This is a genomic window from Mesorhizobium sp. M1078 (assembly GCF_040318615.1).
Classification (GTDB): domain Bacteria; phylum Pseudomonadota; class Alphaproteobacteria; order Rhizobiales; family Rhizobiaceae; genus Mesorhizobium.
The window spans coordinates 20,755-46,640 of the sequence record NZ_JAMYMP010000017.1 but is presented as its reverse complement, the minus strand read 5'-3'; the positions used below and the strand labels follow the sequence as shown (position 1 = coordinate 46,640).

Below are 25,886 nucleotides of genomic sequence, written 5' to 3'. Positions count from 1 at the left end.
TCACCAAAGATAGAAGAATGCGAAAATGAAGACCCAGACCAGGTCGACGAAATGCCAGTAGAGCCCCATGATTTCGACGTTCTCGTAGCGACCCCTGCGGCTGGTGAAGAAGCCGGGACGTCCGACGTCATAGTCTCCACGCCAGACCTTTCGCGCCACGATGATGAGGAAGATCACGCCGATCGTCACATGCGTGCCGTGGAAGCCGGTGATCATGAAGAAAGTCGAACCGAATTGTGCCGCGCCCCAGGGATTGCCCCACGGCCGTACGCCTTCGGTGATCAGCTTGGTCCATTCGAAGGCTTGCATGCAGACGAAGGTGGCTCCTAGCGCTGCCGTCAGAAGCATGAGGATTGCGGTTTTGCGGCGGTCGCGGCGATAGCCGAAATTGACCGCCATCGCCATCGTTCCGCTGCTCGATATCAGCACGAAGGTCATGATGGCAATCAGGATCAGTGGAATGTCCGAACCGCCGATGTGAAGCGCAAAGACCTCGCTCGGATTGGGCCACGGCACACGTGTGGAGACGCGCGCGGTCATGTAGGAGAGCAGGAAGCAGCCGAAGATGAAGGTGTCGCTGAGCAGGAAGATCCACATCATGGCCTTGCCCCAGGACACGTTCTTGAACGCGCGCTGATCCGAGGACCAGTCGGCGGCGATGCCTTGCCAGCCTGCGGGCCGCGTCTCCGTTTGGCCGGTATGCGTCAGTGTCGTTTCTGCCATGCTCCTCGACCTCCTAGGTCAGCAACTGCCGGCAAATATCGATGAACGTCGCGGCCCAGCCGGCTAAAAGAGCGAAGATGGCGAGCCAGACGAAAAGCAGGAAATGCCAGTACATGGCGCATAATTCGACGCTGAGGCGAAGCCGTTCCGGCCGTGCCCCGTTCCAGGCGCCGGCGGTTGTCCTGCCCAGGCCCACCAGCCCTCCCACTATATGCAGGCCGTGCATCCCGGTTATCAGGTAGAAAAAACTGTTGGCCGGATTGGAGGCCAGAAAATAGCCATCGGCGGTCAGGTCCCGCCATGCCATGAGCTGCCCGATGAGGAAGGCGATCGCGGTGAGCCCAGCCGCGGCAAGGCCGAGCCTGACCGTGTCCATCTGGCGCTTGCGCGCCGCGATCGAGGCGCATTGCAGCGCAACGCTGCTCAGCACCAGCATGCCGGTGTTGAGCCAGAGCAGGCGTGGGATGGGCAGCGGCTGCCAGTCCGACAGCGCCATACGCATGAAGTAGGCGCTGGTGAACAGCGCAAACAGGCAGCCGACCACGGCGAGGAAGACACCGAGGCCAATCTTGGCGGTCGGCAGGCTCGATCGGTCGAAGGCGACAAAATCTCCTGCCACACCTTGCTCGAGCCATGGTTTCGCCATCAGCCGCTGATGCGAGAGCCACCAGCCGGCAAAGCCGGCGATCACGAGAAGGAAGACCAGGATGACGCTCATGCCGGCTCCCTGGAGGGGCCGAACGTGCCCGGCATGTTTTGCGGAATGAAGTCCTCCTTGGCGCCCGGCACGCTGTAGTCATAGGCCCAGCGATAGACGATCGGCAGATCCTTGCCGAAATTGCCATGCGCCGGTGGCGTCTGCGGCGTTTGCCATTCGAGTGTCGTGGCTCGCCATGGATTGCCACCGGCCTCGCGCCCATGGCGGATGCTCCAGATAAGATTGAACAGGAAAACGATCTGGGCGAAGCCGACGATGAACGCCATGATGCTGATGAACGAGTTCAGGTGATGCGCCGACTCCGTCATGACCGTCACGTCGGTCAGTTCGGCATAGCGCCGCGGCACGCCCATCAGGCCGATGTAATGCATGGGAAAGAAGATCAGGTAGGCGCCGAGAAATGTGACCCAGAAATGGAACCGGCCGAGCGTCTCGTTCAGCATCCGGCCGGTGACCTTCGGGTACCAGTGGTAGATCGCGCCGAAGATGACGACGATCGGAGCAACACCCATGACCATATGGAAGTGAGCGACGACGAACATCGTGTCCGACAGCGGGACGTCGACGACGACGTTGCCGAGAAACAGCCCGGTCAACCCGCCATTGACGAAGGTGACGATGAAAGCCATGGCAAACAGCATCGGTATGGTGAGATGGATGTCGCCCCGCCACAGCGTCAGCACCCAATTGTAGACCTTGATCGCCGTCGGGATGGCGATGATCAGTGTCGTGGTGGCGAAGAAGAAGCCGAAATAGGGGTGCATGCCGCTGACATACATGTGGTGCGCCCAGACCACGAAGCTCAGCGCGCCGATGCCAACGATGGCCCAGACCATCATCCGGTAGCCAAAAATGTTCTTGCGCGCATGCGTGCTGATCAGATCGGAGACGATGCCGAAGGCCGGCAGCGCCACGATGTACACTTCCGGGTGGCCGAAGAACCAGAACAGATGCTGGAACAGGATCGGGCTGCCGCCATTGTGCTGTAGCTGTTCCCCCATCTCGACGACCGCGGGCATGAAAAAGGAGGTTCCAAGCGCGCGGTCAAGCAGCATCATCACGCAGGCGACGAACAGCGCCGGAAAGGCGAGCAGCGCCATGACGGTGGCGGTGAAGATGCCCCAGACGGTCAGCGGCAGGCGCATCATCGTCATGCCGCGCGTGCGGGCCTGCAGCACCGTCACGACATAGTTCAGACCGCCCATGGTGAAGCCGATGATGAACAGGATCAGCGAGACGAGCATCAGGATGATGCCCCATTCCTGGCCGCCAGGTGTGCCGGTCATGATGGCTTGCGGCGGATAGAGCGTCCACCCGGCGCCGGTCGGTCCGCCGGGCGCAAAGAAGCTCGACACCAGCACCAGCACGGCAAGGAGGTAGATCCAGTAGCTCAGCATGTTGACATAGGGAAAGACCATGTCGCGGGCGCCGACCATCAGCGGGATCAGGTAGTTGCCGAAGCCGCCGAGGAAGAGTGCCGTGAGCAGGTAGATCACCATGATCATGCCGTGCATGGTGATGAACTGGTAGTAGGCCTCGGGGGTGATGAAATCGAACGTGCCGGGGAAGCCGAGCTGCAGCCGCATCAGCCAGGACAGCACCAGCGCGACCAGGCCGATGGCCGTTGCGGTCGCCGAATACTGGATGGCGATGACCTTGGCGTCCTGCGAGAAGACATACTTCGTCCACCAGCTGTGCGGATGGTAAAGCTCCATTTCCGCGACTTCGGCGGGCGGGACGGCATCTGCAGGCGTGATATCGACCATAGGCGGAGCACCTCCGTGCCCTTCAGCGGGACCCGACAGTTTCGAGTTTTGCCGCAACTTCTAGAGCTGACGCCGTCGCGTTGCCCGGCGCCTGTTCCACCGAGCCCGTCTGCTGCGGCGCCGACAATTGCGCGAACGTCTGCTGCTGGTCGAGCCAGGCCACATAGTCCTGCTCGGTATCGACCATGACGATGCCATGCATCATCGGGTGCCCCTGGCCGCACAGTTCGGCGCACAGAACCTGGAAGGTCCCGGTCTTGGTGGGGGTGAACCAGAAATAGGTGACCGAGCCCGGTATCATGTCCATCTTGGCGCGGAATTCCGGAACGTAGAAATCGTGCAACACATCGATCGAGCGCAGCAGCATCTTGACCGGCTTGCCGACCGGCAGATGCAGGTCGGCCGCTTCGACCACGACGTCGTCCTGGCCGCTGGGATCCTTAGCGATCACGCCCAGCGGATTTTCAGCGGTGACGTCGCGGGTGTCGGATGTGCCGAGTTTGCCGTCCTTGCCGGGCAAGCGGAAACTCCACTGCCATTGCTGGCCGACGACTTCGACCACGGTTGCGTCGCTTGGAACATTGACGAACCGGCTCCAGACAAACAGGCCGGGAACCAGCATGGCGGTAACACCCACTCCGGTGACGATCGTCAGCCACCATTCGAGCCGCTTGTTCTCCGGTTCGTAGGCCGCCTGGTTGCCTTCGCGGTGACGGAAGCGGAAGACGCAATAGGCCATGAATAGGACGACCGCGGCGAAGACGACGCCGGTGATCCAAAAGGTGATGATGATGGTGTTGTCGATATAGTCCCAATTCGAGGCAATCGGAGTCCACCACCATGGGCTCAGGAAGTGGAACAACACCGAGCCCACGACGATCAAAACGAGTACAACCACTATGGGCATGTCCCGTTCCTCCCGGTATTCAGGGGGCGCGAAGCCGTCCCGGGAAAATACCAAGTGCATCATGCGTGATTTGCGATCGAAATTCTAGAGCCGGTTGTGGAAGGAGCGAAAAATTGCTTCTGCGGCGCCGGACCTTGCTTCGTTGGTGACGCCGGAGCGACACCCGACCCCCCAAATCAGGGAGGGCAGGGGCTGGTTTGATTCGGCTTGCCTTGTTCCAGCGGGATCAAAGCGCCTTGATGATGATGCAGCCGGCCAAAAGCAGCACGACGCCGGCGAGCCGCATGCCGGAGACAAGCCGCTGCGGCAGGCGGAACCAGCCGAAGGTGTCGACGAAGATGCCGGCGACCTGCTGGCCGGCCACCGTCAGGCTGACGGCAGCTGCCGCTCCGATGACGGGGATGGCAGTGAACACGGTCGTGACATAGGTGGCGCCGGCAAAACCTCCGAGCCAGCCCCACCAGGGCATCGACGACAGGCCGGCGAGGCGAGGGCGGGGCGTCTTCGTCAAGGCAAGCGTGATCAGAAGCACCGCGGCCATGGCCAGCATCGCCACCAGGAACGAGATGGTGCCGACCGCAAATGGCGCGCCGCCAAGGTCGTGCCGAAGCAAGGCGTTTACAGCGCCTTGCACCGGAAGCACGGCGCCTGCCAGCAGCGCCAGTCCGATCCAGCCGAGTTTCGAGGGCGCCAGATTGTCCGCCGCGCCCTTCTGTCCCAGAACGATGAGGGCAGCACCGGCAAGCAAGACGAGCATGCCGAAGGCAGGCCCGGCTCGCAGTCCTGCTTCGGGGATCCCGAGCCAGCCGAACGTGTCGAGGGCGAAGGATGCAAGCATCTGCCCGGCGATGAAGAGCCCGACGGACACGACGGCGCCAAGGCGAGGGAACACAAGAATGGTCGAAACGACGTAGAAGGCCGAAGCCATGCCGCCGATCGCATGCCACCATTCGGCTTGCCGAACGGCAAGCAGAGCCGGTGTCGTTCCGGTGAGGGCCGTGATCGACAACAGCACGATGGCGCCGACCGCGAGCTGAAGCGTGGTCGCGGCAAAGGGTGAGCCGACCGCCTTTGAAAGTTGGGCGTTGGCGCCAGCCTGCACTGCGAGCAGGCCACCGGCGGCAAGCGCCAGAGGGATGAAGAGGATTTCCACGATCGTATTCCTTGAATGCGGGGTGCGGCGGCTAGGGCATGATCCCAAAAAGTGGGTGCCGGTTTTTCGAAAAGATCATGCTCCAACAAAGGGTTAGGTCATGATGAGATTTCAACCAAATCTCATCATGATCTAAGCGGCAGCCGATGCTTCGGGCCGGGCGGGAACGGCAATGCCTCTGACAACTGCGGAGCGTCGGCCTATGGCGGCATACCAACGCGCCAGGTCTGGCGCGTCATCGAGGCTGAGGCCGAGCCTGGTGACGGCCGCGTTGATCCATGGCCATGTCATCACATCGGCGATGCCGTAGCTTTTGCCGACAATGTGCTCATGGTGCTTTAGCCGGCTATCGAGAACGCGGAAGACACGTCCGGTTTCGCGCTCAAAACGCTCGATCACGTAAGGGATTTTTTCCGGCGCGAAGATTTTGTAATTCCACAATTGGCCAAGCGTCGGGCCGACATGGGCCGCCTGGAACAAGGTCCAGGTCAGCGTATCGTCCGCCTCCTGCGCGCCCACCGGCTGAAGCTTGCCCGACCGTCGCGCCAGGTAGTGTAGGATGGCGCCGGATTCGAAGACCGTGCGGCCGGCGTCCCGGTCGACGATCACCGGGATCTTGTTGTTGGGATTGAGCGCCAGGAAATCAGGCTTGGTCTGGTGGCCCCTTTCGATGTCGACCAAGCGGACCGAGTAGGGCAGGCCGACCTCTTCCAGCATGATCGAGGCCTTGTGCCCGTTGGGTGTCTGGCAGGTGTAGAGTTCTATCGGCGTCATGGCTCTTCTCCGCGACTGTTTCTTTTGTCGTCGGACTCCATATGGCGTGCGTGCATGCGCAGATCGACATGCCGATTCGCCCGCTTGCTCTGCGTTTTTGCACAGCGAAGCGTGATTTTGACTCGCAGAGCGCAGCGCTTTCTTTTATCTTTCTGCAAGAATGCACAGCTCACGCGATATCGACTGGGAAGATCTGCGCATGGTGCTGGCCGTCGCCGATGGCGCTTCGCTGGCGGCGGCGGCTCGGATCCTGGGCGTGAACCACACGACTGTGCTGCGGCGCGTCAACGCCTTCGAGGCGCGGCTGGGTATCCGCCTTTTCGATCGGCTGCCGACTGGCTATGCCCTTACCGCGGGCGGCGAGGAACTGCTGGGCGCGGCACGCACAATGGCCGAGACGGTCAATGAACTGGCGCGCAAACTGTCGGGGCAGGATCTCAGGTTCGAAGGCAGGTTGCGGGTCACCACCACCGATACGCTGATGGCGTCGGTGCTGCCGCCGATCCTGGCTGCGTTTCATAAGCTCCATCCCGGCATACGGGTCGAGGCGATGACGCAGAATTCCATCGCCAACCTGACGCAAAGGGATGCAGACGTGGCGATCAGGCCGGTGTCGCAACCGCAGGAAATCCTGGTCGGCCGGCGCATTTCGGGCGTCGCCTTCGCCGCCTACGCGACACGTTCCTATGCCGAAACGCTACCCCCGGAGCCGAGATTGGGTGCGCTGCGCTGGATCGCGCCCGACGACAGCCTAGCCAACACCGGCGTCGCCCGCTGGATGCGGTCGTCGCTGCCCGATGTCGAGATCGCCATGCGCGCCGATTCCCTGGTGACGATGTCGTATGCGGCGGGCGCCGGAATCGGGGTTGCGGCGCTGCCCTGTTATCTCGGCGACAGCCTGCCCGGGCTTGTAAGGGTCGGAGGGCTGATCGAGGAGATCGGCTCGGCGCTGTGGGTGCTGGTGCACGACGATTTGCGCCGCACGGCGCGCGTCCACGCCTTCACCAAATTCGTCTCCGGCGAATTGCAGCAGCGGCGCGACCTTCTTGAGGGCAGGCTCGTCGCCGGAGCTTGAGACGCACGCCAGCTGACGCGCGGGCTCAGCTCCGCAACAGGTTCCCAAGCTCGGCAACCGTCATCACGCGCCCGAACACCTTGCCTATGATGTCGAGGGTTGCATTGTGCGATGCCTCGTCCAGTCCGCCATTGGCGTCGCTGATGAAAGCCACCTTGTAGTCGCGCATGAAGGCGCTCCGCGCGGTGGATTCGCAGCAGATGCTGGTCACGGTGCCGATGATGATCACCGTGTCGACCCGGCCTGCGCCACGGATGTTGCGCAACACGGTCTCGAGCTGCGTGTTGTGGAAGGCATCGTAGCGGTGCTTTTTGATGACGACATCCCCAGGCAAGGGCGCAAGCGCGGCGACAATTTCGGCGCCGGCGCTGCCTTCCCGCATGCCTTTGGTTTTCAGCTTCGGCTGATAGCTGGTTCCAGCGGCGAGATATCGAAATGGTCGCTGAGCACATGCTGGGTGTAGATCACCGGGACGCCTTGCGCGCGGCAAAGCTCGACCACCTGCCGCATCGCCGGAATGCGATGGCGGGCCATGGCCACTTCCATGACGGCGCCCTCATCGACGAAGTCGCTTTGCATGTCGATGACCAGGAGGGCTGCGCGTGGCTTGTCGAACGGCCATGGTTCGTCGCCGGGCTGGGGCATTGCGTGTTTCCTGTTTCCGACGTTGATCAGGTGAGCAGCAGGCTCTTCATCGAGACATCGCAATTCCTGCCGATGACGATGTGATCGTGGATGGATGGAGAGATCAAGGTCGTGGCAATCTCGCAGCGAGTTCCGGGATTAGTTTGGGCGACTTGACGCGTCCTCGCTTGGCCTACGGCTCGATGACCGCGATCGCATCGATCTCTATCAGGTAGCCGGGAGACATCACCGCTATCCCGACCACTACGTTTGCCGGCTTGTGATCGCCGAACAGCTCGATCTGGGCCGCTTCGATGATCGGCACGTGTTCGTCGCGTTTGTAATCGACGATGTAGATCGTGATCTTGCAGACTTGCTCGGGCCGAGCGCCGGCGGCAGCAAGCGCTCGGCCGAGATTCCCGAACGCCAGGCGCGCCTGGACTGCGAAATCACCATGGCCAACGAGCTTGCCGTGTATGTCTTCTGGCTGCTGGCCCGAGACGAACACCAGCTTGCTTCCTGTCGCAACGACGACCTGGGAGTACATTTCCGGAATCGGCAGGTCATTTGGATTTATGCATTCGAGCGTCATTGAATAGATCTCCTGCAATGGCTGTCGGGAACTGGCTGCTTCGTATTCGCGGGTCTACCACATTGTCGCCGAAGCGGGCGCTTCCGTCGCAATATCACTTCTACACCGCAACCGTGGGCATTTGAGCCAAAGCGGAATGTTGCTGATTGGCTCGCGAGCGGTGGCGTTTGGGTTGACGGCGCCGGCGAGCGTCGGGCTCAGATCAGCAGCAGGCCCTTCATCGAGGCATTGCCTTTCTTGCCGATGATGATGTGGTCGTGGACGGCGATGCCGAGCGGCTTGGCGCTGTCGATGATCTGCTTGGTCATTTCGATGTCCGCACGCGATGGTGTCGGATCGCCTGATGGGTGATTATGCATCAACACACTGGTGCGATATTTATATTATCTATCAAACACTTGTAACTTAGGTATGGGAAGTGGTGCCGTTAACTGGGGCATGTATCGAGTGACTATTTGTGGTCTTTCACCCTTGGACATGATCGCGTTTGCTCAGCACTCTGACGTCCCGATCAAGCACGGATTCCGAACGCGTATTTCTCTAACCCACGGTCTCTCGGGTGGTCGAATAGACCGCCTCTCTGCTACCCTGGCGGTGAACTCTTTTCCATCGGCAATGCACGCGTGGGTCTGCAGACGACGACGATCGATCTCGTTGATGTCACTAGCGAATGCCACCGGGTCTACACGCGCAAGATATTCCGAGCGCAACGACGCGGGAGTAAAGACCTGCCGGTCTGCAAGTGTTGCGCCGTGCGGCTGGACATGGTCGACACGGCCCATGACTGCGGCGACAGCGATACCGCCATCCCGCAGTCGGCGTTTGGGGATTGTGACTCCGATGTCGATCAACGGAATCAGGAAAGCTGCTCGATAAGATCGCAGATCTGCCGACCCTCGGACGAATCCACGCATGAAAAAGATGACGTCGGCCCTCGCGGCCGCAAGAACGGCATCCCGCGCGAAAATCTTATCTTGCTTGAATCTGGCTGATGTTCAGCTGGAGAAGCAAATCCCTTACTTTATCGCTCGGCTTATCTGGGAACTTGCTGCCATCTGGGCCTCCGGCGGCGAAGCCAAACGTTATCTTGTCGGTATTCACGATACCAAACGTGCCTAAATTTCCCGGCCCTTTAAAGTGAACGAGTGTCCATGTCGGTCCGACACTGTTGACGTTCTTGGTAACTACGAAAGAGACGAAGCCTCCAAACTGGCCGGCATTATTCTGAAGCTTGGCCTGCTGTGCACGATCAGGCGCGGTAAAGGCCAGTTCCACAGATTCCTTGATACCGAGATTTCCGGTCAGATTCGTCTCTAGGGGTGACGGGCATTTGCCGAATACGTCCGGCTCAGATAGTCCTTTGGCCTTCGCGTCGGCGATCGCCAGGTCCCACTGCTTAGCCAAGACGGGCATCGAATAGTAGAGGTTGACTGTGAAATTCTGCTGGTGCGCGCGCGAGTACTTTAGCCCAAAGTTAAATGCGTAAGCCGCCGTTTGAGGGAAGTTGAAAGAAGGCGCCAACTCACCCGACGAATTGACATCGAGGCTCAATTGCAGTCCGACCTCAAAATTGTTCTGAACTAGCTCAGCGCGCGTGAAGGCGTCAGGCTTAACGAGTGCGATCAGCTCGCACTTAATCCGGTTCACAATGTGCGTTACGCTCGGTCCGCCCTCGTCGCGAGGCACATCGAAGGCTGGCACTCCGCAACTCGAGAGAGTCGCTGCGACCCCGAGAATTGCGCCCACTCCGACATAGCGCCGCATCACATTTGCTCGCAGCGCTTGATGGTTGGCATTGTGTACACATTTGGGTTCTCCAGTTGAAGCTGAAGACCCCACGACGCGCAATCTTCCGGCCCCAAGTTTCTGCAGAGCTTCTTTCGCCCGCCGAGGTATGCGATGCAGCCATTCGCCGGGGTCGCATGCGCTACCGTAAGGTTCACGTTTAAGTCAAGCGACGCCCCAGGTGTGGCATCCCGCTGCAACACAGCATCTAACAGCGCCAAGGCTTTGCGTTTGCTTACACTTCTAGGCATGCATTCCCCCGAATTTGAAGGCTGCGGTTCGACAGTCAACGTCAATGAGTTTCAAGCAACCTGGGGGTAAGGACAATGGATCAACCGAGCCGCAGAACGTTATCCCCGTATTTATATTTTCAACATCTGTGCTGTGTCGGGGCCAAGCCAGACTTCGAGATTTTGGCTTCAAGCCCCAGCTATAGGCAGATCGAATGTAACTTCGAACATGATACGCCATCGAGCGCCTGCCGCGTTCGTGGATGGGGCGGATGATCGCGGTAATCTCTTCGTGCTCAATGTCCTCGGGCACGGCGGTTGCGGAGAAATCTGACACCCTTTCCAACTATCTGTAACTGCGAAGAAAAGCTGCGTCGAGACGCTGCTGATTGATGGGACTGGGAGCTGTTTCGAGAGCCGTAGCGTGATGACCATGCTCGTTCATTGCCGTTCATCGTGAAGTCGTTCGGCTCTTGGCGAACCACCGATGTGGCTGGTCCCTGCTCCCCCGCCACACCATCGCCCGCACATAGACGCATTATGAGGAGGTTGATTAAACCATTGTGCTGGCTAAACCCGTGGGCCGATCCGGAGTGTTGAAGCAATGCTGGTGGAACCAAAGGGAACTATTCGCAGAGTCCGGGCACCTTCGGCATCGAACTCCGGCATCTTGAACCCTAGAAGTCGCGCAATGATCACGGCAGTGGATGAGCGGCTAGGCCAACTCCTAAAAACGGCAATTTGACAACCTCGGTCTCGAACCCTCGGAACCAACGCGCCAGCTGCTGGCCAAGCGGCTTGAAAAGCTAGCGTTATAGGGTCCATTACAAAACACATTCTCATGTCCGCCGGCGCTTCAGCAGCGCCACACTGGTATTGTCCATGCTTGTCGAGTTCTCGCTCTAGGCTCAGCGGCAGATCGCCGCCTAACTCGTCGATACGGCGCGTTAGCCTGCGTCGCTGTTCGGCAAACAGTTTGCTCGAGGGTCGAGAGGCGGCGGTCGGTAACAACGACTAACTTTTAGCTGTACCGGCAGCTTCCGTGGGCCGTCTTCGCTGGAGCTAGCAGAAATGGTCCTTGCTGCAATGAGTGACTCCATCTGCACGTCGGCGGGCTAAACACGTCGATTTCCACGCTGAGCGAGATCGCGCCCAAGGAAGAATTCGAACCGTTGCATTAGGTCGTGACCCTAAGGCAATAGCGGGCCAGATATTGGCGGGCGGCGGTATCCCAATTGTTCGCGGAGGTCGGCCGCAGTCCGAGCATATTTGCCAGCCGCGTCGGAGTCCGCTTCGAGTGTATAAAGCCTTGAGAACGCATCGGCGGCTTCGGCTTGCAAGATCATGGAACGCGATTCTTCCGCGATCACTTGCGCTTCCACCACATCCGCCCTGAAATGGGTCAAATCGTCAGCCGAAGAACCGCTGCCTGAAAGAGCGACGCGTGCGATTAACGCCATTGCCAATTCTTGATTCTGACCCGTGCCTCGTAAAACTCTGATCGCTCCATTCAAAAGCGAGGTTGGCTCTGCAGCCGAATCCGGGTTCAATTTATGCAGCGCGCGGGCGAGAACAACCTCACAAATGGCCTTTGCGATCACGGCCCCTTCGTCCTTTCCAAGCTGTTCCACGATCTCGCGCAAACGAGAAACAGCCTCCTCGACTGATCCAATGGAAATGAGGTAGTCGCAGAATTGCGCGCCGTTCAGAGACTTTAGGCGAGGGCTCCCCGATTGCCGCCTGGCTTGAACCTTTTCTGCCTCTTCGAAACTGAGCCGGGCGCCGCTCATGTGGCCCGCGAAGTGTTGTACGTTCGCCAGTGCGCAATGCGAATACATGAGCTCGAAGTCCCTCTTGCACCGCTTGGCGAAGGCAACGGTGTCACGTGCAAAACTCAGTGCAGAGGCGATCTCACCAATGTGTAGATAGGTTTCCGCCAAGACGTCCGTGGTCGCGGCGCATTCTCGTATCCGATCCATCCGGACGCCTTCGTCGAGGGCCTGCAGAAGGATCGGAATCGCATCGTGAAGTCTCCCTAGCGCCCGCATCTCGTACGCCACCTCAAGCAGAACGTAGATCCTGTCCGCCCCGTCGAGCTCCGATCGCACGGACCTTCTTTCCTCATCAAAGAAACAATACAGAGCGGAAAGATGCTGTGTTGGAATACCGAACCGCTTCGTAGAATAATAGGTGGTTCGTCCCCGCTGAATTCGATCAATGTAAATGCTCCGCAGTGCTTCCTTATAGCGCCCTGCTTTGCACCCATGATTGATGGCAACGAACAGGGGGAACATTGCAACGAGCGTGTCGGGTTGCTCGACTGTACTGGAACTGAGGTGAGCCAATATCCTCTCATGGCCTTCAATCCATGCCTCCCCGTTCGTCTCGCGGAAATCGGAACCGAAAAATTCCCGAATAAGGGGATGAGTATCGAGTTCGCCCGCGCGCTCAGGCGTGGCCGCGAAGATCAAACCCGCTCGCCTCAATGCGTGGATTTCTGTAGCCCAAGTCACATGGTCCAGAACACCATCTGTTAGTCCGGTGATTGGAGGAGCTCTGCGCACCGCGCTGAGGCTGGCCACGTCGGCGGGACGGTCGAAGAGCCCCAAGATACGAAGGATCTGCAATGCCGGGCGATCGCCGAACCAGCGCTTGTAGGATTCCATGATCCGGCGGGCTTTCCCCCCCTGTTTGCTGTCCCAAGCCCGAAGAGGAATTTCCACGCGACGTTCGACAGACCCGTCATGCACGATCGTCAGGAATGTACCGAGCAGCAGAAGGGCAAGCGGGTGCCCGTCGTACTCCGAAACCGCGAGCGCAAGTGACGTGTCACTGCCGCGTACGCCGAGAGACCTGAGCAGTTCGATGCCATCCTCCGCCTGCAAGCCTGCAATCTCGATCTCAGCCACGCTGGCGCCAAAGCGTTCGAGATTGGGGATATGGTAGCGTGTCGTGACCACGCAAAGTCCGGAGTTATCTGACGCGAGTGAAGCGAGGAGCGCCTTCAACGCAGGATCGGTAACCTCCCCGCCAGACTGCCCAGGAGGTGACTGCAACGGTTCGAGACCATCCAGCACCAGGATCGTGGGTCGCGCCCTGACTAGGGTCGCAAGCCGTCTTCCCTTCTCATTTTCGTCGCCAGTCAGCGGTTCCGGATCGCCGAACCACGTCAGCGCCGCCTGAATGAATTCGCTCGATGTCGAGAAGTCATGGGTCACACCCTGTGCATAGAACGACCAGCCGAATACGCGCGCGCCATCATACGAATGAGCCGCGATCTCGGAAAGCCAGTGGTTCACCAACGCCGACTTGCCCAGGCCTCCAGGGGCAACGATGCTGACGAGATTGGCTTTTCCATCCCGCCACGCGTCGTTCAAATTGAGAACTTGCTCGCCTCGACCAACCAGGCGGCCATATGTCGAGGGGAGTCGCGATATCTCGACGAGATTCGCGGACCGAGAGTGTGATTTTACAGTTAGCTGGCTTGCCTTCCACGACTTGAGAACGTCTTCAGTGTAGGTGTTCGGCTGGTCATCGACTATCTTATGATGCGTGGGGCAAAGGATAATAAGGTTACTGGCGTAGTTGACCTTTTTGTCTGCTTTTCCAACACCGGCTCGCGGACCCCCGGGACTCGCGGCTACTATGTGGCAAATCTCCCCTGTTATCACACCATCATCGCCGTCCCAGTGCCGCGATACGACCGGAGTTATGCAGCCGGGAAATGCGCATCGGTTGCCGCTCTCGGCAAAAACTATTTTCTTGGTCTTTTCGGAATATGTACGAATCGACTTGACCAAGGCGGTTCCCACACTTGAGTCGGGGCAGCGGAATATTCGGTACCTTATCTATCCATAACGAAAATTGAACGCCGATCGAGGTCGAATTTGGACGTGTGGCAGCGCGTCATTCCGCAACCTACCACGTAATCCTTTGACGCAACATCGGTAGGTTTGCTTACGGCCAAGCCGAGATCACAGGACTGATGGACTGAATGCCCGCTATTTGCTCGGCCAGACGCAGAAGCAGTCGGGCCGTTTCCGGCCCAATTAGCGGAAATGCGCTTCATCCCAGTCTTTCGATCGCCGGATCCCGGGACCGGCCGCCCGGCGAGTCCAAGCGCTGGCCGATCAAGAAGGCTGGGTTGGGAACCTTCCTGCCGATCTGCTATCGGAGCAGGAAAATCGGAAGCAGTCGCTAGATGCAAGGACGCATCCCGTTCTGGCAAAAAAAGGAGCAAAGTCTGCCCCGCTCTATACTCTGAGTAGGCAATGCTCGGATGGCGATCTACGAGGCGCAGAGTGCGGTAGGCGGGAATCGTTCGATCAATAAAGGCGGGGCCGATGCGGAATCGGAAAATTTCGAGCGAAGACAATGCTGGCGATGCCATCGAAAGGAGACGACCGGTAACAGAGCAATTTTACTTACAGTCTAGCCACGAGGCGTGCTTTACGTTACTCTTTAGGCGAGGTTTTGTCTTACATCGAATTGTCGCATCTTGATTCCGCTCGGGTGGGTGGGGGGATTTTGCAATGCTCGACATTCCGCGGCCGTCACTGCGTCCATTGAGGATCTATGCGACTGATCCGGCGCGTGGTTACAAAGTCGCTCGAACGACCACAATCGGCATTGAGAATGAACCGCTCGATGCTGGGCCGATAGGGGCCCGTCTAGAAGTCGTCGACTACGACGCTGAGAACAACTTGTTCTACGATGCCGTAAATCTCGACCATCCTTCAATCCTAATGCAGTCTGGCCTCGCGCCCTCGGAAGCTGATCCGCATTTCCATCAACAGATGGTGTATGCGGTCGCCTCGCGCACCCTGACCAACTTCGATCGGGCGCTCGGTCGCCGAGTTTCGCTGAAAAAGAGCGATGTCCGGAATAAGCTTCGCCTGCTTCCGCACGCCTTCGAAGGTGAGAATGCCTTTTACGACCGCGACCTCCACGCGGTGCTGTTCGGCTACTTCTCGGCTGATCCAGCCAAGCCTGGACCGAACATCCCTAATCAAACGATTTTCACCTGTCTAAGCCACGACATCATCGTTCACGAGATGACGCATGCGATCGTCGATCGGCTCCGCCGCTATTTTCTGGAGCCGTCAAACGTCGACGTTCTGGCGTTTCACGAGGGCTTTTCTGACATCGTGGCGCTTCTCCAGCACTTCTCCTACCGCGATCTGCTGATCGATGAAATTCGACTTGGGCGAGGCGATATCGTCGATGGCTCGCTGTTGGTGAACCTGGCAAGACAGTTCGGCGAAGCAACCGGCACCGGCAAAGCTCTCCGCTCGGCGATAGACACGGCAACGCCAGACCCGCGCCTTTACGGCAATGTGACTGAGCCGCACGCGCGGGGCGCTATCCTGGTCGCGGCTGTGTTCGATGGGTTCCTGACCACGTTCAGGTCACGCATTGCGGACCTTGTTCGCATCGCCACAGGCGGCAGCGGGAAGCTTCCGCCAGGCGAACTCCATCCCGATCTCATCGCCAGGATTGCGAGCGAGGCCGCGCAGACGGCGCAGCGTCAGCTCAATATGTGCATCCGCGCGTTCGATTATCTCCCGCCGGTAGACATAACTTTCGGGGACTATCTGCGAGCGCTGGTGACCGCAGATTTCGAACTCGACCCAGACGACGCCTGGGGGCAGCGCGCAGCACTAATCGAAGGATTTCGGCGACGCGGCATCTATCCCGATGGGGCGACGTCGCTCGCAGAGGAATCGTTGCGCTGGCCTGCCGCCGAGCCCGGAACGGCACCAATCGTCGACAGCCTTAGCTCCCTCTTGCCGGAACTGCTGCGGCGTGAAGCGGCTCGCTTCACAAAGATCTCGAGTGACCCCAAGATTGCGAAACGGTCGGATGAGCGGCCCGCGTCAATAAGCGATGATATGAACGAGGAAAGCGGCAGCGACGTGTCGAAGACGATGCGAGACGCGCTGGTAGCTTATGCGCAGCAAAACAGTGCGGCGCTGCAGCTCACAGGGCGACCGGATGTGTATGTATCGGCATTTAACGCCGTATTCCGCGTCGCGCCCTCCGGTGCGCTCCAGATCGAGCTTGTCGCGCAGTTCGTCGAAACTGACAAGACGACCGCCTCCGACCCTGAATGGGGAGGCGTTCCGGTGAGGGGAGGCACCACTGCCATCATCGGTGTCGATGGGACCGTGCGCTATGTCATAGCGAAGCCCTTGCCAGCGCACACACTCGACCCTGCGATTTCGGCCCGTGCGGATGCTCGGGTGGCCAAGCAGCGTGCTTTCGTCGAAGATCTCGATGAGGCTGATCCACGAACCAATTATCTCAGCCAGTCCGAGTATAAAAACCGCATGGCAGCTCGGATGAGCCTTCGAGCGCTGCATGAGGATGCGCTGTGATGCGACGCACGATCCGAATGTATGAGGTCGGATTCGGTGACTGCTTTTTGCTCGGGTTTCACGATGATGCGGGATCGAAATATGTGCTGATCGATTGCGGGACGATCACCGAAAAGAAGGCGCAGCTCGATAACATTGTTTCCGACATCATCAAGACTTCCGGAGAGCGCCTTGCCTTGGTGATCGCCACGCATCGGCATAAGGATCATGTTTGGGGTTTCGATGATCCGCGCTGGGCCAACGTCGAGGTCGGCGAGGTTTGGATGCCTTGGACGGAGGATCCGCAGGATCCGCGCGCCACAAAAATCCGCGAACGCCATTCGGCTTTGGCGTTGGCACTTGCCGGCGCACCTAGCAACCAAAATCCGCTCGAAATCACGCCAGCACGAGAAGCGATCGCTCAGGCGAGGGCACGCAACCTCCAGGCCATCGCGCTGAATGCGTTGACCAACGAAAAAGCAATGGCCACGCTCCACAGCGGCTTCGCTGGGGAGCCCCCGCGGGCGTTTTTGCCCATTGCGAATACAGCCTGCGAAGCTCGGACAGTAAATGGCCTGGCGGGCGTTACCTTCCATGTGCTTGGCCCGACGCGCGACGCGAAGGCGTTGGCAAGTATGGATCCGCCCGAGGGTGCGGGATATCTGAAGTGGCCGACACGCATTCCAAAGCGGCGCGTCGGTCCTCCGTTTTCCCAGCGCTACCAGATCAGCGAGCCAGATTACGTGCCGTTAGGGGCCCGGCAAACGTTTCGCCTCGAGGACAGGGCGGCAATCAAGAAGTCGCTGGTTGAGCCCTCTGGCATGTTGGCAGCAGCTCTGGACAAGGCCATCAACAACACAAGCCTGGTCATGGTCATAGAGGCGAATGGCCACTTCATGCTGTTTCCGGGCGACGCGCAATGGGGCTCGTGGCAAGCGATCATGGCCGATCAGAAATGCCGAGCGGTCCTTGAAAAGGTAGACCTGCTCAAAGTTGGACATCACGGTAGCCATAACGCGACACCGAGGGCTTTGGTTGAGGAGATCATCTCCAAACCATTGACCGCGTTGTTCTCGACAAAGCCGGTAAAGCAATGGCCGAACATTCCGCGCGAAAAGTTACTGGCCGCTCTCAATGAACGCCACGCGGAAATCGCGAGGACAGACGCCGAACTGGACGTCGCCGGCGCGGCGTTCTTGGTGTCGAAGGGGCTTTACATCGAGTGGACTGGTTGAGGATCGGAGCAAAAGATTAAGGGGGGATCATTTTATGGACGGCGCAGTTTGGGTCACGTGGGTCACGCTTGGCATGAGCGTCATCTGTTTCATCTTGTATGTCGTACAGAGCGTTGGGCTCTTCTCGCCGAAGCCAGTTGCCACGGGCAAGGCTATGGCCGAGCGGGCAAGAGGTTTGACGACGACGTCGGTTCCCGAAATGACCGACCTTTTGAAAGCGACGGCGGCGCTCGCCGATAGCCTTGGCAAGATCGGACCAGCTGTTACCTCTTTGATCGGCGCCATTCTATTCACAACGATCGCGGCGCTCGCAACGCATGCCTTGCCCGGCACAGAACCCAAGCCAACGCCGCCAGCAAAGGTCACGTCCGCCCCCGCGGCAAAGCCAGAGAAGCCTGCTGGACTGCCCGAGAACGCACAACAATAAAACACTTCCTTTGTGCTGCCGACCGAGTGATTTGTTGATTGAGAAAAGGAGATTGCAATGACGATCCGACTGACCTGCACGCCTCGACGGCTGCCCGATCACGTTATCGACAAACTGGTACGAACGGGCGTGGCTGCAAACCGCGCGACGTTGTCAGTTCTCACTCCCCGACGCTGGCCTGCAGGTGGGGTTCGGCTCACCGTCGGCTTCCTTGATGACGCGCCGGCGGACTTGCGCGCGCGTATCGTCCTACACATGAATGCTTGGGCCAAGACCGCCAACGTCTCGTTCGTTGAGACGAAAAAGCAGGCGCAGGTCCGGATCGCGCGCATCTCTGGCGGTGATCAAGGCGGCTACTGGTCGTATCTCGGTACCGATATCCTTCATATCGAGAGGGACCAGCCGACGATGAACCTTGAAGCGTTCACCATGACCACCAGCGAATCCGAGTTCAAGCGCGTCGTGCGTCACGAGACCGGGCACACGCTCGGCTTCCCGCATGAGCACATGCGTCGACAGCTTGTCGAGCTGATCGACCGCGATCGTGCTATCCAATATTTCGGGGAGACGCAGGGCTGGAGCAAGGAGGAAGTGGAGCAGCAGGTATTAACGCCGATCGAGGACGGTTCGCTACTCGGCACACCCCGCGCCGACAGCAACTCGATCATGTGCTATGAAATCCCTGGCGAGATCACGAAATCCGGCGAGCCGATCGCGGGCGGCACCGACATTGATGAACTCGACTACGAGTTTGCCAGCTCCGTCTATCCTAAGTGAGAGCGCCGTAGCGGAAGCGCTTGGTTCGGTGTTGATTGCTATCAAAGAGAACCTGCACCTGCCACTCTTGAGAACGACCATACCGTTGGTGCGGGAGTAGTGGCGAGTGTTACAGAAGCCGGAGGGTCGCGGTTTCTGTTCTGAACGGGTTTTGCATTGCGGCAGAGGCGGCTATTAGATCGGGCATTGATTTTTTGATTGGTCGTTACATCATTCCATCGCTTTGGCACTCGATCTGACAGTAGTCTCGAGCGGAGGATGAAGTAGCGAACTTATGCCGCTTGCGACTGCGTACTGCACTTGTGCAGCAACAGCGGCCACCGTGTGCTTACAGGTAGCGGCAGAAGCCTCATGGGGCTGCTGCGGGTTGCGATTGCCTCAAGCACGAACATCGATCGATCTTAAGGCACCTGGCCACACCCTAAAGGTAGTACATGGGACGCAACATAGTCATTTGCTGCGACGGCACTGGCAACGATGTCGAGGCCGACGAAAGTAACGTTTTGCGCCTGGAAAGGATGCTGGTGCGCGATGACGATCAGGTTACCTACTATGATCCAGGCGTAGGGACCCAAGGGGCGCCTACGCTCGATTTCATCAGCCGACAGGAATTGCTCAGAGTCCTCGGCATGGGTCTCGGCATGGGCGCTTTCGATCGGATTGGGTCGTCATACCGGTTTCTTATGCGGACCTATCGGCCGGACGATCGAATATATATTTTTGGCTTTAGCCGAGGTGCCTATGTCGCGCGGGCGCTGGCCGGACTGGTCGCCAAGATGGGTGTCCTCGAAGCCTCGCGCGAGAATCTCGTGCCGTATGCCATGAAGCTCTATGCTGCGCCCGCGAATGCGCCGATTGTGGCCCCGTTTTGCGATACTTTTGCCACGTACCGCCCGGAGATTGCGTTCCTCGGCCTATGGGATACCGTCAAGTCGGTATACCAGTTCGATCCGCGCAGGGCAGCCTTCACTAGCGTGTCGCTTCCGCTCACGTTCGACAATTCCCGTGTCCGCGTAATCCGCCACGCCATAGCGCTCGATGAGCGGCGACGCTTCTACCGGACCAACTTGTGGATTGGTCATAGTCAATATACGAACGATCAAGATGTGCGGCAGGTTTGGTTTCCTGGCGTGCACAGCGATGTCGGAGGCAGTTACCCCGATGCGGAAGGTGGATTGTCGAAGATCGCACTGGAATGGATGGTGCGGGAAGCTCGGCACGCTGGGGTGCGCATCGACCAGTTAGTCTACGACCTAGTCGTACCGCTAAGACCAGTTGGGCCGGTGTCCTCGCCCGATCACACGGCAATGCTGCACAATTCTCTCACGGGCGTATGGCGGTTGTTCGAATGGTGGCCGCCATTCCCGAGGGGCAAACGGCGATTCGTGCCGGAAGGAGCTTTCATCCATCGTAGCGTCGCGAACCGCATCCGGGAAGTCCACGGCTACCGACCCTATCTTCCGCGGGGGCACGTGTTCGTAGACTGAATCTTGCGGTTAGTGCCATCGGAGACCGGTCAAGGCTTTGGATAACAGTAAAGAATGACGGTGCAATCGAACTGTACACAGGCAGTCTGGAGTAGGATATTAGCCGCGATCAGAATGAATCGCACTCTCGGCACTTGACGATGCTGACGGAGCTCAGCGCTCATGCTGCATCACAACGCTTTCCTCCGCAGATTTGCGCTGCATGGTCGCGCCGGAAGCTCACGTGGCTGCGGGCGGAAGGTTCTCAAGACGCTCTATCCAGGCGCGGGGTATTAACCTCAATGCTCTGTGATGGTTACATCCCCACCACTCTGTTATGTTCGGTAAGCACGCGGGAGAGATCATGTTCCTTGAAACGCTCAGGATACAAAATATCCGATCGATCGCAGACATAGCGGTCGACTTCGCGGATCGTTCGGTGTCCGAACCGGCAGTTCGCAAATGGTCTCTATTGGTGGGCCAGAATGGTACCGGAAAATCAACCATTCTTAAGGCTGCCGCGTTGCTTCTGGCCGGCTCGGACGCACTACCTGACCTGGTTCGGGATCCGAAGGAGTGGGTCCGCAACGGCGAGAGCGCTGGTCGCATCTCAGGGCGCCTTCGCACCCAAGACTGGGAGCCAAGAGATATCAGTCTCGACATAGTGTCTGCTGACGGGCGCAGCGATATCTTGAAGCGGAATGATGCGGGTCTTGCCGCGCTGGACCAGGCACTTTCCCATGCGTCCCAGAATTATTTCACCGCTGCATATGGCCCCTATCGCCGAGTCAGCGACGATAGCCGGGCACTTAGTACAGGTCAGCTACCTCGTGCGAATTGCCTCACAACGCTGTTCGACAAGAATGCGGTAGTCTACCCGCTCGCAACCTGGGCAATGTCACTGGACTATCAACTGGGGGAGGACGGGCTTGGGATCGTTAGAAAAGCGCTAGACGATCTTCTCCCTGGTATCCAGTTTTCTGGAATCGACAAGGGGCAAGGCAGACTGCTGTTCCAGACGGACGATGGGATCGTGCCGTTGGACCAGCTTAGCGACGGGTTCCAGAATGTCGCGGCGTGGATCGGCGATCTTCTCTATCGTATCACTGAGGCGTTCGCTCATCGCCGCGATCCATTGAAGGCAAGGGGCCTGCTTTTGATCGACGAGATCGACGCGCATCTTCATCCGGCCTGGCAGCGGCGGCTGCGCGAATTTCTTACCACGACGTTGCCCAATTTCCAGATCGTCGCGACAACGCACTCTGCACTAACACTACAGCAAGCCAAGCAGGACGAGACGATCATTCTCTCGCGTGACGCAAATCGGCGCGTCTTGGCTGCCCCTTTCCCCGGCGATCCCTCAAAGCTGAGGCTCCATCAACTCTACGACCTTGCCTTTCGGATTAGCTCTCTCGACAGCTGGGAGATTGAGCAAAATAAGGAGATCTATCGTGATCTCTCGGCGAAGCCTGCAGCGGCTCTCACGCCAGAGGAGGTTTCAGCACTCGAGAGCGCTCGGCAGACACTTGAGCTTGTGCCCGAGTCCAAAGTCGATGGTTTGGGCAATGAAGCACTTGAGAGTTATTTCACCAAGCTCAGTTCGGCGGTCGATGCACTCGAACGGAGCGCCCTTGGACAAGTACGGGCAGTCGAATGATTCAGTTAAGCCGTGATCGTGCCGCGGTGCCGACCGCGTTTCTCGAGCCAGGCTGCCGCGCTAATCTTCTCGAGCTCTATCGCGCCGCGCGCGACAATCAACTCGATTTGAAGGCCGTCAAAGACAAACTCTTTTCCTCAAGTCGCTGGGGAATCGCGAAGCAACAACTCGCAGTCGAGAGTGCGGGAAAGTGCGCCTTCTGCGAAAGCCCTACATCAGCCGCCTATTACGGAGATGTCGAGCATTTCCGACCGAAGGCAATCTACTGGTGGCTGGCATATTGTTACGACAATTATCTTTACAGCTGCCGCATCTGCAATGGGAAGAAGAGCGACAAGCATCTTCTATCAGGTAAGACTGCGGCTGGGCCGGTCGTTTTGCCGGACATGAACGACACATCGCTATTGGCCCTTGCGGCGACTGCATCGCCGCAGCCAGGTGATGTGGAAAGGATCACAGCACTAGCTGCACAGTTGCTCGGCGAAAGCCCCTGGCTTCCTCACCCTTACGATGAAGATGGCGAGACTATCTTTACTTGGAAGGAGGACGAAGTGCTCAGGGAAGTGAGGATCGCTGCGCGGCCGGGGACGGCGCGTGCGGCTTTGGCCCTGCAGGCGGTCGAGCAGATACTCGACTTGAATCGGTCCGAATTGCTTACCGCACGCTGGCAGGTCTATACGCAAATGAAGCGGCTGAACGACCTTGCCGGGTTGGGCGATGCCGTAGTGCGGGCCATTGCTATCACGGGCATCAAAGAGGCCATGAATGGCCGTTACCCTTACTCGGGAATGGTCCGGTATTACGGGCGTGAGCGCTGGAATCTAATCTGATGTCGCGTCATTCCGACGCTCGACATCAGGGGAAGCATTAAGAACACAAGGCTCAGCTTGAAAAGGCCGTTCTCGCAATGGCTGAGGTAGCGCCACTTCGGTACGCTTTGGGCGCCCAGTTTGGCGGCAGAGATGCTCAAGACACTGCTTCAAAGCGCTGAACGTGACTCGAGGTGATCCGGCATGTCCGACGGGTATCGAACGGGTTGGTTATGCAACTTCCTCTCTCCGTAAGCTATCTTGTTGAAAGGTATTGCAAAAATTCCTATCTCCAAGAACGTGAGGAGCGGCTTTTGGCGGCGGTACTGGATGCTCCTCCGTCACTAATCACGCTCACTCACCGCCGTTCATGCTGAATCGCTTTGACGCACGGCACGCCACTGTATTCTTTTGATCCCACGTCTCGAGTTCCTTAATTGGGTACAACACGGCTTTGCCAAGCTTGACGTACGCCGGTCCAATCCTCTTGGCTCGCCAATTTCGCAGCGTTCCAAGAGAGATGCTGCCGCGATAGCGTTCCGACACTTCCTCAGCTGTCAAAAACTTCCTGTTGTCCATCAAGCTCTCCAAATGTCCGACGTCGGGGACATGTGAGCAGGCTCAAGCACGCTCCCAAACCCTTGGTCATGCAGTTGCGCAGCCATGAGTGGGTATGTGCATCGGAAATAAAAGCCGCTGAGTGGGGGAGTAGAAGCAGGGGATACGTCTGGATAGAAATCGGATCAACTGCCAATAAAGTGTGCAAGGTCGGTCGACCCCGGGCCAACCGGAAAATGAGGAGTGCGATCTCCGGTACCATCGCCTCGACCCGTTAGTGCTTGGGGTTGACGTCCGAGTCGACGAATTGGAATGAGGCGACGCTTGTCGGCGAGTTTGAGCCAGCCAAGAGGGCTGAGCGGGGCGAGCTCAAGAAACGCGAGGCGAACTACTCTCAAAATCTCATCCCCATGTCGCAATGTAGGAGTGACGGGATAATCAGAGGATGAACGCACGGTGACCGCGGCACGAGTTGGAAGCCGAGGCCGTCATCGATCATCGCGAAGCCGCCTGATGACAATACCAAGCGCTGGCGACAGGTCCCTGAGACGTGTTCGCCGGCGGTAGCCGCAGGCAGTGACCAGCTACTATAGCCACAACCAAACCGGCACTGCCGCAGATTGACTAACCGACAATTGAAGTAATCATCTATTGCCGCCCCGCTAAGAAAAAAGGCCGGCTCCCCGCTGGGAGGTTGCCCGAATGGCGCCGGCCAGACGGTCCTTTTCAGGTCCGCCGCTCTCCAGATATAGCTGAGTCTTTCCATTGCGTCAGGTGGTGGCGGACTACGCTCTGGCTTTCCGCTTGGCAGGTGCCTTCTTGGCTGGTGCGACGGGTTCAGCCTTGCGGCCAAGCCCGATGGACTTCGCCAATTGCGAGCGCTGAGCGGCGTAATTCGGAGCTGTCATAGGGTAGTCGTGCGGCAAGTTCCATTTGGCGCGATATGCCTCCGGTGTCAGGCCGAAGTCCGTACTAAGATGCCGCTTCAGGGATTTGAACCTCTTGCCGTCTTCGAGGCAGATAATGAAGTCCGGCGTCACCGATCTCTTCGGGTTGACCGCGGGAGTTTGCGGCTCAACGACAGGCGGAATCGGCGTGCCAAGTCCGGACAGCGAAGCATGAACCGATGCTATCATGTCCGGCAAGCCAGACACTGGCAATGGATTGTTGCTGACATACGCTGAGACAATGTCGGCGGTTAACTCAGCTAGTTCGGCAGAGCGGGTAGCGGATTCGTTGGTCATTGGTGGTCCTTTTGTCTGATTTATCCCTCTCTATTGGTTGATGTTCAACGACGCAACCGCCCTCCTAAGCCTGGTCTATCGAACTGCAGTGGAGCCGACGCAGAATTCGCCCTTGATGTTATTTCAGAAGTAGTCGCTACCGTAGAACGAAAGACGCTCGTCGAGCGAAGTTGCCTGCCCAGCATCCGGTTTGGCTGGGGTTCCTGGAAGCTTTTCGAACTTTCTGGGTCACGCCTCAGCCCGAATTGCTGGCACTTGTGAAGGACGTCGGGGCGCATGTATTTGCTCTGGGGCAGGCTTGATCGACGTATGTCGGATTTCGTCCCGGGGATGAACTGGCCCCGCTTCATCGCCCCTTCGAGACTCTTTGGGAGAGCCGTCAGGGTGAAACTTCCGAGCTGCGAGACTTGGACGCCGGCATGTTAGCCAAGCGTCGCCGCTCTAAGCCTGGGCAACGTCTGCCCCCGCGGCGCCTTGGCATCCCGCGCCAGAGTCTTCGTCGCTACAGCCACTCGATCTTCAGGATCTGGTGCAGTTCAAGCCGTTCAGCGATGAGGTGCCGGTGGCGCCATGGATGCGGTCGAAGAACCCCACGCCGGTTATGCGCGCGGCTGTCGGCTTCGCCTTCGCCTCAAAGGTCGGCATCTCCAAGGCTTGGTCCAGAGGCGTGGGGAACGAGACTAGCAGCCTCTCCATGTCCGCGCCGCTGCATCCCCAAACACGTTGGCCGGCCGCCGGTTGGCCATGTCGCGCGACGTTACCGACTTGGGCGGCAATGAAGATTGTTCCGGCGATGCCTGTTGGGCGCAGCGCCGATTTTCCGTCGCTAAAGCGGTTCAATGGGCAGGTTGACATTCTCGTATCGGGCTCCTTCCGGATAGACAATCTCGGCTGATCTCAGCCACTTATCCATTCTAGTGATGTAGTGGGGATGCTCTCGCTCGATTTCAACGCCTGAATAACGGCAAGAAGCTCAAGATATACCATGTTAAGTTGAATTTTTCCTTTCC

The 25,886-nt window shown here is 58.6% G+C and carries 23 protein-coding genes and 1 pseudogene; 9 read left to right on the top strand and 15 right to left on the bottom strand.

From position 1 onward, the window contains the following. The 6 genes from NKH38_RS21390 to NKH38_RS21365 all read right to left on the bottom strand — a co-directional run bounded on the left by NKH38_RS21390 (position 1) and on the right by NKH38_RS21365 (position 6,041). Positions 1-723: a heme-copper oxidase subunit III family protein gene (locus NKH38_RS21390; protein WP_352763267.1), complete on the bottom strand. Its 723-nt coding sequence runs from the start codon at positions 721-723 to the stop codon at positions 1-3. Positions 724-736: 13 nt separating this feature from the next. Continuing rightward, positions 737-1,441: a cytochrome c oxidase subunit 3 gene (locus NKH38_RS21385; protein ID WP_023688233.1), complete on the bottom strand. Its 705-nt coding sequence runs from the start codon at positions 1,439-1,441 to the stop codon at positions 737-739. Beyond that, positions 1,438-3,207 (bottom strand): cytochrome c oxidase subunit I, encoded by a 1,770-nt coding sequence (gene ctaD / locus NKH38_RS21380; RefSeq protein WP_023681631.1) that lies wholly within the window; start codon positions 3,205-3,207, stop codon positions 1,438-1,440. The genes NKH38_RS21385 and ctaD overlap by 4 nt, the downstream gene beginning before the upstream one ends. 22 nt (positions 3,208-3,229) lie before the next feature. After that, on the bottom strand, positions 3,230-4,114 hold the full coding sequence (locus tag NKH38_RS21375) for a cytochrome c oxidase subunit II (RefSeq protein ID WP_023667661.1): 885 nt from the start codon (positions 4,112-4,114) through the stop codon (positions 3,230-3,232). A 226-nt stretch (positions 4,115-4,340) separates the two neighbouring features. Beyond that, positions 4,341-5,267: a DMT family transporter gene (locus NKH38_RS21370; RefSeq protein ID WP_352763263.1), complete on the bottom strand. Its 927-nt coding sequence runs from the start codon at positions 5,265-5,267 to the stop codon at positions 4,341-4,343. Positions 5,268-5,399: 132 nt separating this feature from the next. Beyond that, the gene (locus tag NKH38_RS21365; protein ID WP_352763261.1) at positions 5,400-6,041 is read right to left on the bottom strand and encodes a glutathione S-transferase family protein; all 642 of its coding nucleotides are present in this window, start codon (positions 6,039-6,041) and stop codon (positions 5,400-5,402) included. 160 nt (positions 6,042-6,201) lie between these two features. Here NKH38_RS21365 and NKH38_RS21360 point away from each other — a divergent pair, with 160 nt between their 5' ends. Then, a complete protein-coding gene (locus NKH38_RS21360) occupies positions 6,202-7,116 on the top strand; it encodes a LysR family transcriptional regulator (protein WP_023695468.1) in 915 nt (304 codons plus the stop codon). A 25-nt stretch (positions 7,117-7,141) separates the two neighbouring features. Here NKH38_RS21360 and NKH38_RS21355 read toward each other — a convergent pair whose 3' ends face one another. From NKH38_RS21355 to NKH38_RS21340, 4 genes and pseudogenes are all read right to left on the bottom strand, one after another. Further along, on the bottom strand, positions 7,142-7,498 hold the full coding sequence (locus NKH38_RS21355) for a cysteine hydrolase family protein (RefSeq protein WP_023753350.1): 357 nt from the start codon (positions 7,496-7,498) through the stop codon (positions 7,142-7,144). Between the two features lie 11 nt (positions 7,499-7,509). Beyond that, positions 7,510-7,761 (bottom strand): isochorismatase family protein, encoded by a 252-nt coding sequence (locus NKH38_RS21350; RefSeq protein WP_023729888.1) that lies wholly within the window; start codon positions 7,759-7,761, stop codon positions 7,510-7,512. Positions 7,762-7,933: 172 nt separating this feature from the next. Further along, the gene (locus tag NKH38_RS21345) at positions 7,934-8,332 is read right to left on the bottom strand and encodes a RidA family protein (protein WP_023695466.1); all 399 of its coding nucleotides are present in this window, start codon (positions 8,330-8,332) and stop codon (positions 7,934-7,936) included. 197 nt (positions 8,333-8,529) lie between these two features. Further along, positions 8,530-8,697, bottom strand: a pseudogene (locus NKH38_RS21340) (JAB domain-containing protein); the annotation flags it as partial. Between the two features lie 258 nt (positions 8,698-8,955). Here NKH38_RS21340 and NKH38_RS21335 point away from each other — a divergent pair. Further along, positions 8,956-9,324 (top strand): hypothetical protein, encoded by a 369-nt coding sequence (locus tag NKH38_RS21335; RefSeq protein WP_352763256.1) that lies wholly within the window; start codon positions 8,956-8,958, stop codon positions 9,322-9,324. On the opposite strand, the gene NKH38_RS21330 is transcribed toward NKH38_RS21335, so the two are convergent. Together NKH38_RS21330 and NKH38_RS21325 are read right to left on the bottom strand one after the other, a co-directional pair. Then, entirely contained in the window at positions 9,302-10,033 is a 732-nt protein-coding gene (locus NKH38_RS21330) for a hypothetical protein (RefSeq protein ID WP_023825702.1), read from the bottom strand. The genes NKH38_RS21335 and NKH38_RS21330 overlap by 23 nt on opposite strands. A gap of 1,504 nt (positions 10,034-11,537) precedes the next feature. Then, positions 11,538-13,724 carry a hypothetical protein gene (locus NKH38_RS21325; protein WP_352763254.1) on the bottom strand — a complete coding sequence of 729 codons (2,187 nt, stop codon included), beginning with the start codon at positions 13,722-13,724 and terminating at the stop codon, positions 11,538-11,540. 1,155 nt (positions 13,725-14,879) lie between these two features. On the opposite strand from NKH38_RS21325, the gene NKH38_RS21320 reads away from it, so the two are divergent. The 7 genes from NKH38_RS21320 to NKH38_RS21290 all read left to right on the top strand — a co-directional run bounded on the left by NKH38_RS21320 (position 14,880) and on the right by NKH38_RS21290 (position 23,095). Continuing rightward, on the top strand, positions 14,880-16,724 hold the full coding sequence (locus NKH38_RS21320; RefSeq protein ID WP_352763252.1) for a gluzincin family metallopeptidase: 1,845 nt from the start codon (positions 14,880-14,882) through the stop codon (positions 16,722-16,724). Further along, positions 16,724-17,938 (top strand): MBL fold metallo-hydrolase, encoded by a 1,215-nt coding sequence (locus NKH38_RS21315; protein WP_352763250.1) that lies wholly within the window; start codon positions 16,724-16,726, stop codon positions 17,936-17,938. The genes NKH38_RS21320 and NKH38_RS21315 overlap by 1 nt, the downstream gene beginning before the upstream one ends. A 34-nt stretch (positions 17,939-17,972) precedes the next feature. Continuing rightward, complete coding sequence (locus NKH38_RS21310) at positions 17,973-18,365, top strand: hypothetical protein (protein WP_023825698.1); 393 nt, start codon at positions 17,973-17,975, stop codon at positions 18,363-18,365. Positions 18,366-18,422: 57 nt separating this feature from the next. Further along, a complete protein-coding gene (locus NKH38_RS21305) occupies positions 18,423-19,142 on the top strand; it encodes a M12 family metallopeptidase (protein WP_352763248.1) in 720 nt (239 codons plus the stop codon). Between the two features lie 434 nt (positions 19,143-19,576). Continuing rightward, positions 19,577-20,629 (top strand): T6SS phospholipase effector Tle1-like catalytic domain-containing protein, encoded by a 1,053-nt coding sequence (locus NKH38_RS21300; protein WP_352763245.1) that lies wholly within the window; start codon positions 19,577-19,579, stop codon positions 20,627-20,629. Between the two features lie 343 nt (positions 20,630-20,972). Further along, positions 20,973-22,265 carry an AAA family ATPase gene (locus NKH38_RS21295; protein WP_352763243.1) on the top strand — a complete coding sequence of 431 codons (1,293 nt, stop codon included), beginning with the start codon at positions 20,973-20,975 and terminating at the stop codon, positions 22,263-22,265. After that, positions 22,262-23,095 (top strand): HNH endonuclease family protein, encoded by an 834-nt coding sequence (locus NKH38_RS21290; protein ID WP_352763241.1) that lies wholly within the window; start codon positions 22,262-22,264, stop codon positions 23,093-23,095. Before NKH38_RS21295 ends, NKH38_RS21290 begins: the two co-directional genes overlap by 4 nt. 333 nt (positions 23,096-23,428) lie before the next feature. On the opposite strand, the gene NKH38_RS21285 is transcribed toward NKH38_RS21290, so the two are convergent. From NKH38_RS21285 to NKH38_RS21275, 3 genes are all read right to left on the bottom strand, one after another. Beyond that, positions 23,429-23,653 (bottom strand): helix-turn-helix domain-containing protein, encoded by a 225-nt coding sequence (locus tag NKH38_RS21285; protein WP_031196632.1) that lies wholly within the window; start codon positions 23,651-23,653, stop codon positions 23,429-23,431. 764 nt (positions 23,654-24,417) lie between these two features. Continuing rightward, positions 24,418-24,876, bottom strand: coding sequence for a Ros/MucR family transcriptional regulator (locus NKH38_RS21280; RefSeq protein WP_023825692.1), 459 nt, complete (start codon positions 24,874-24,876; stop codon positions 24,418-24,420). Between the two features lie 519 nt (positions 24,877-25,395). Further along, positions 25,396-25,731, bottom strand: coding sequence for a hypothetical protein (locus tag NKH38_RS21275; RefSeq protein ID WP_155929837.1), 336 nt, complete (start codon positions 25,729-25,731; stop codon positions 25,396-25,398). Positions 25,732-25,886: the final 155 nt, after the last annotated feature.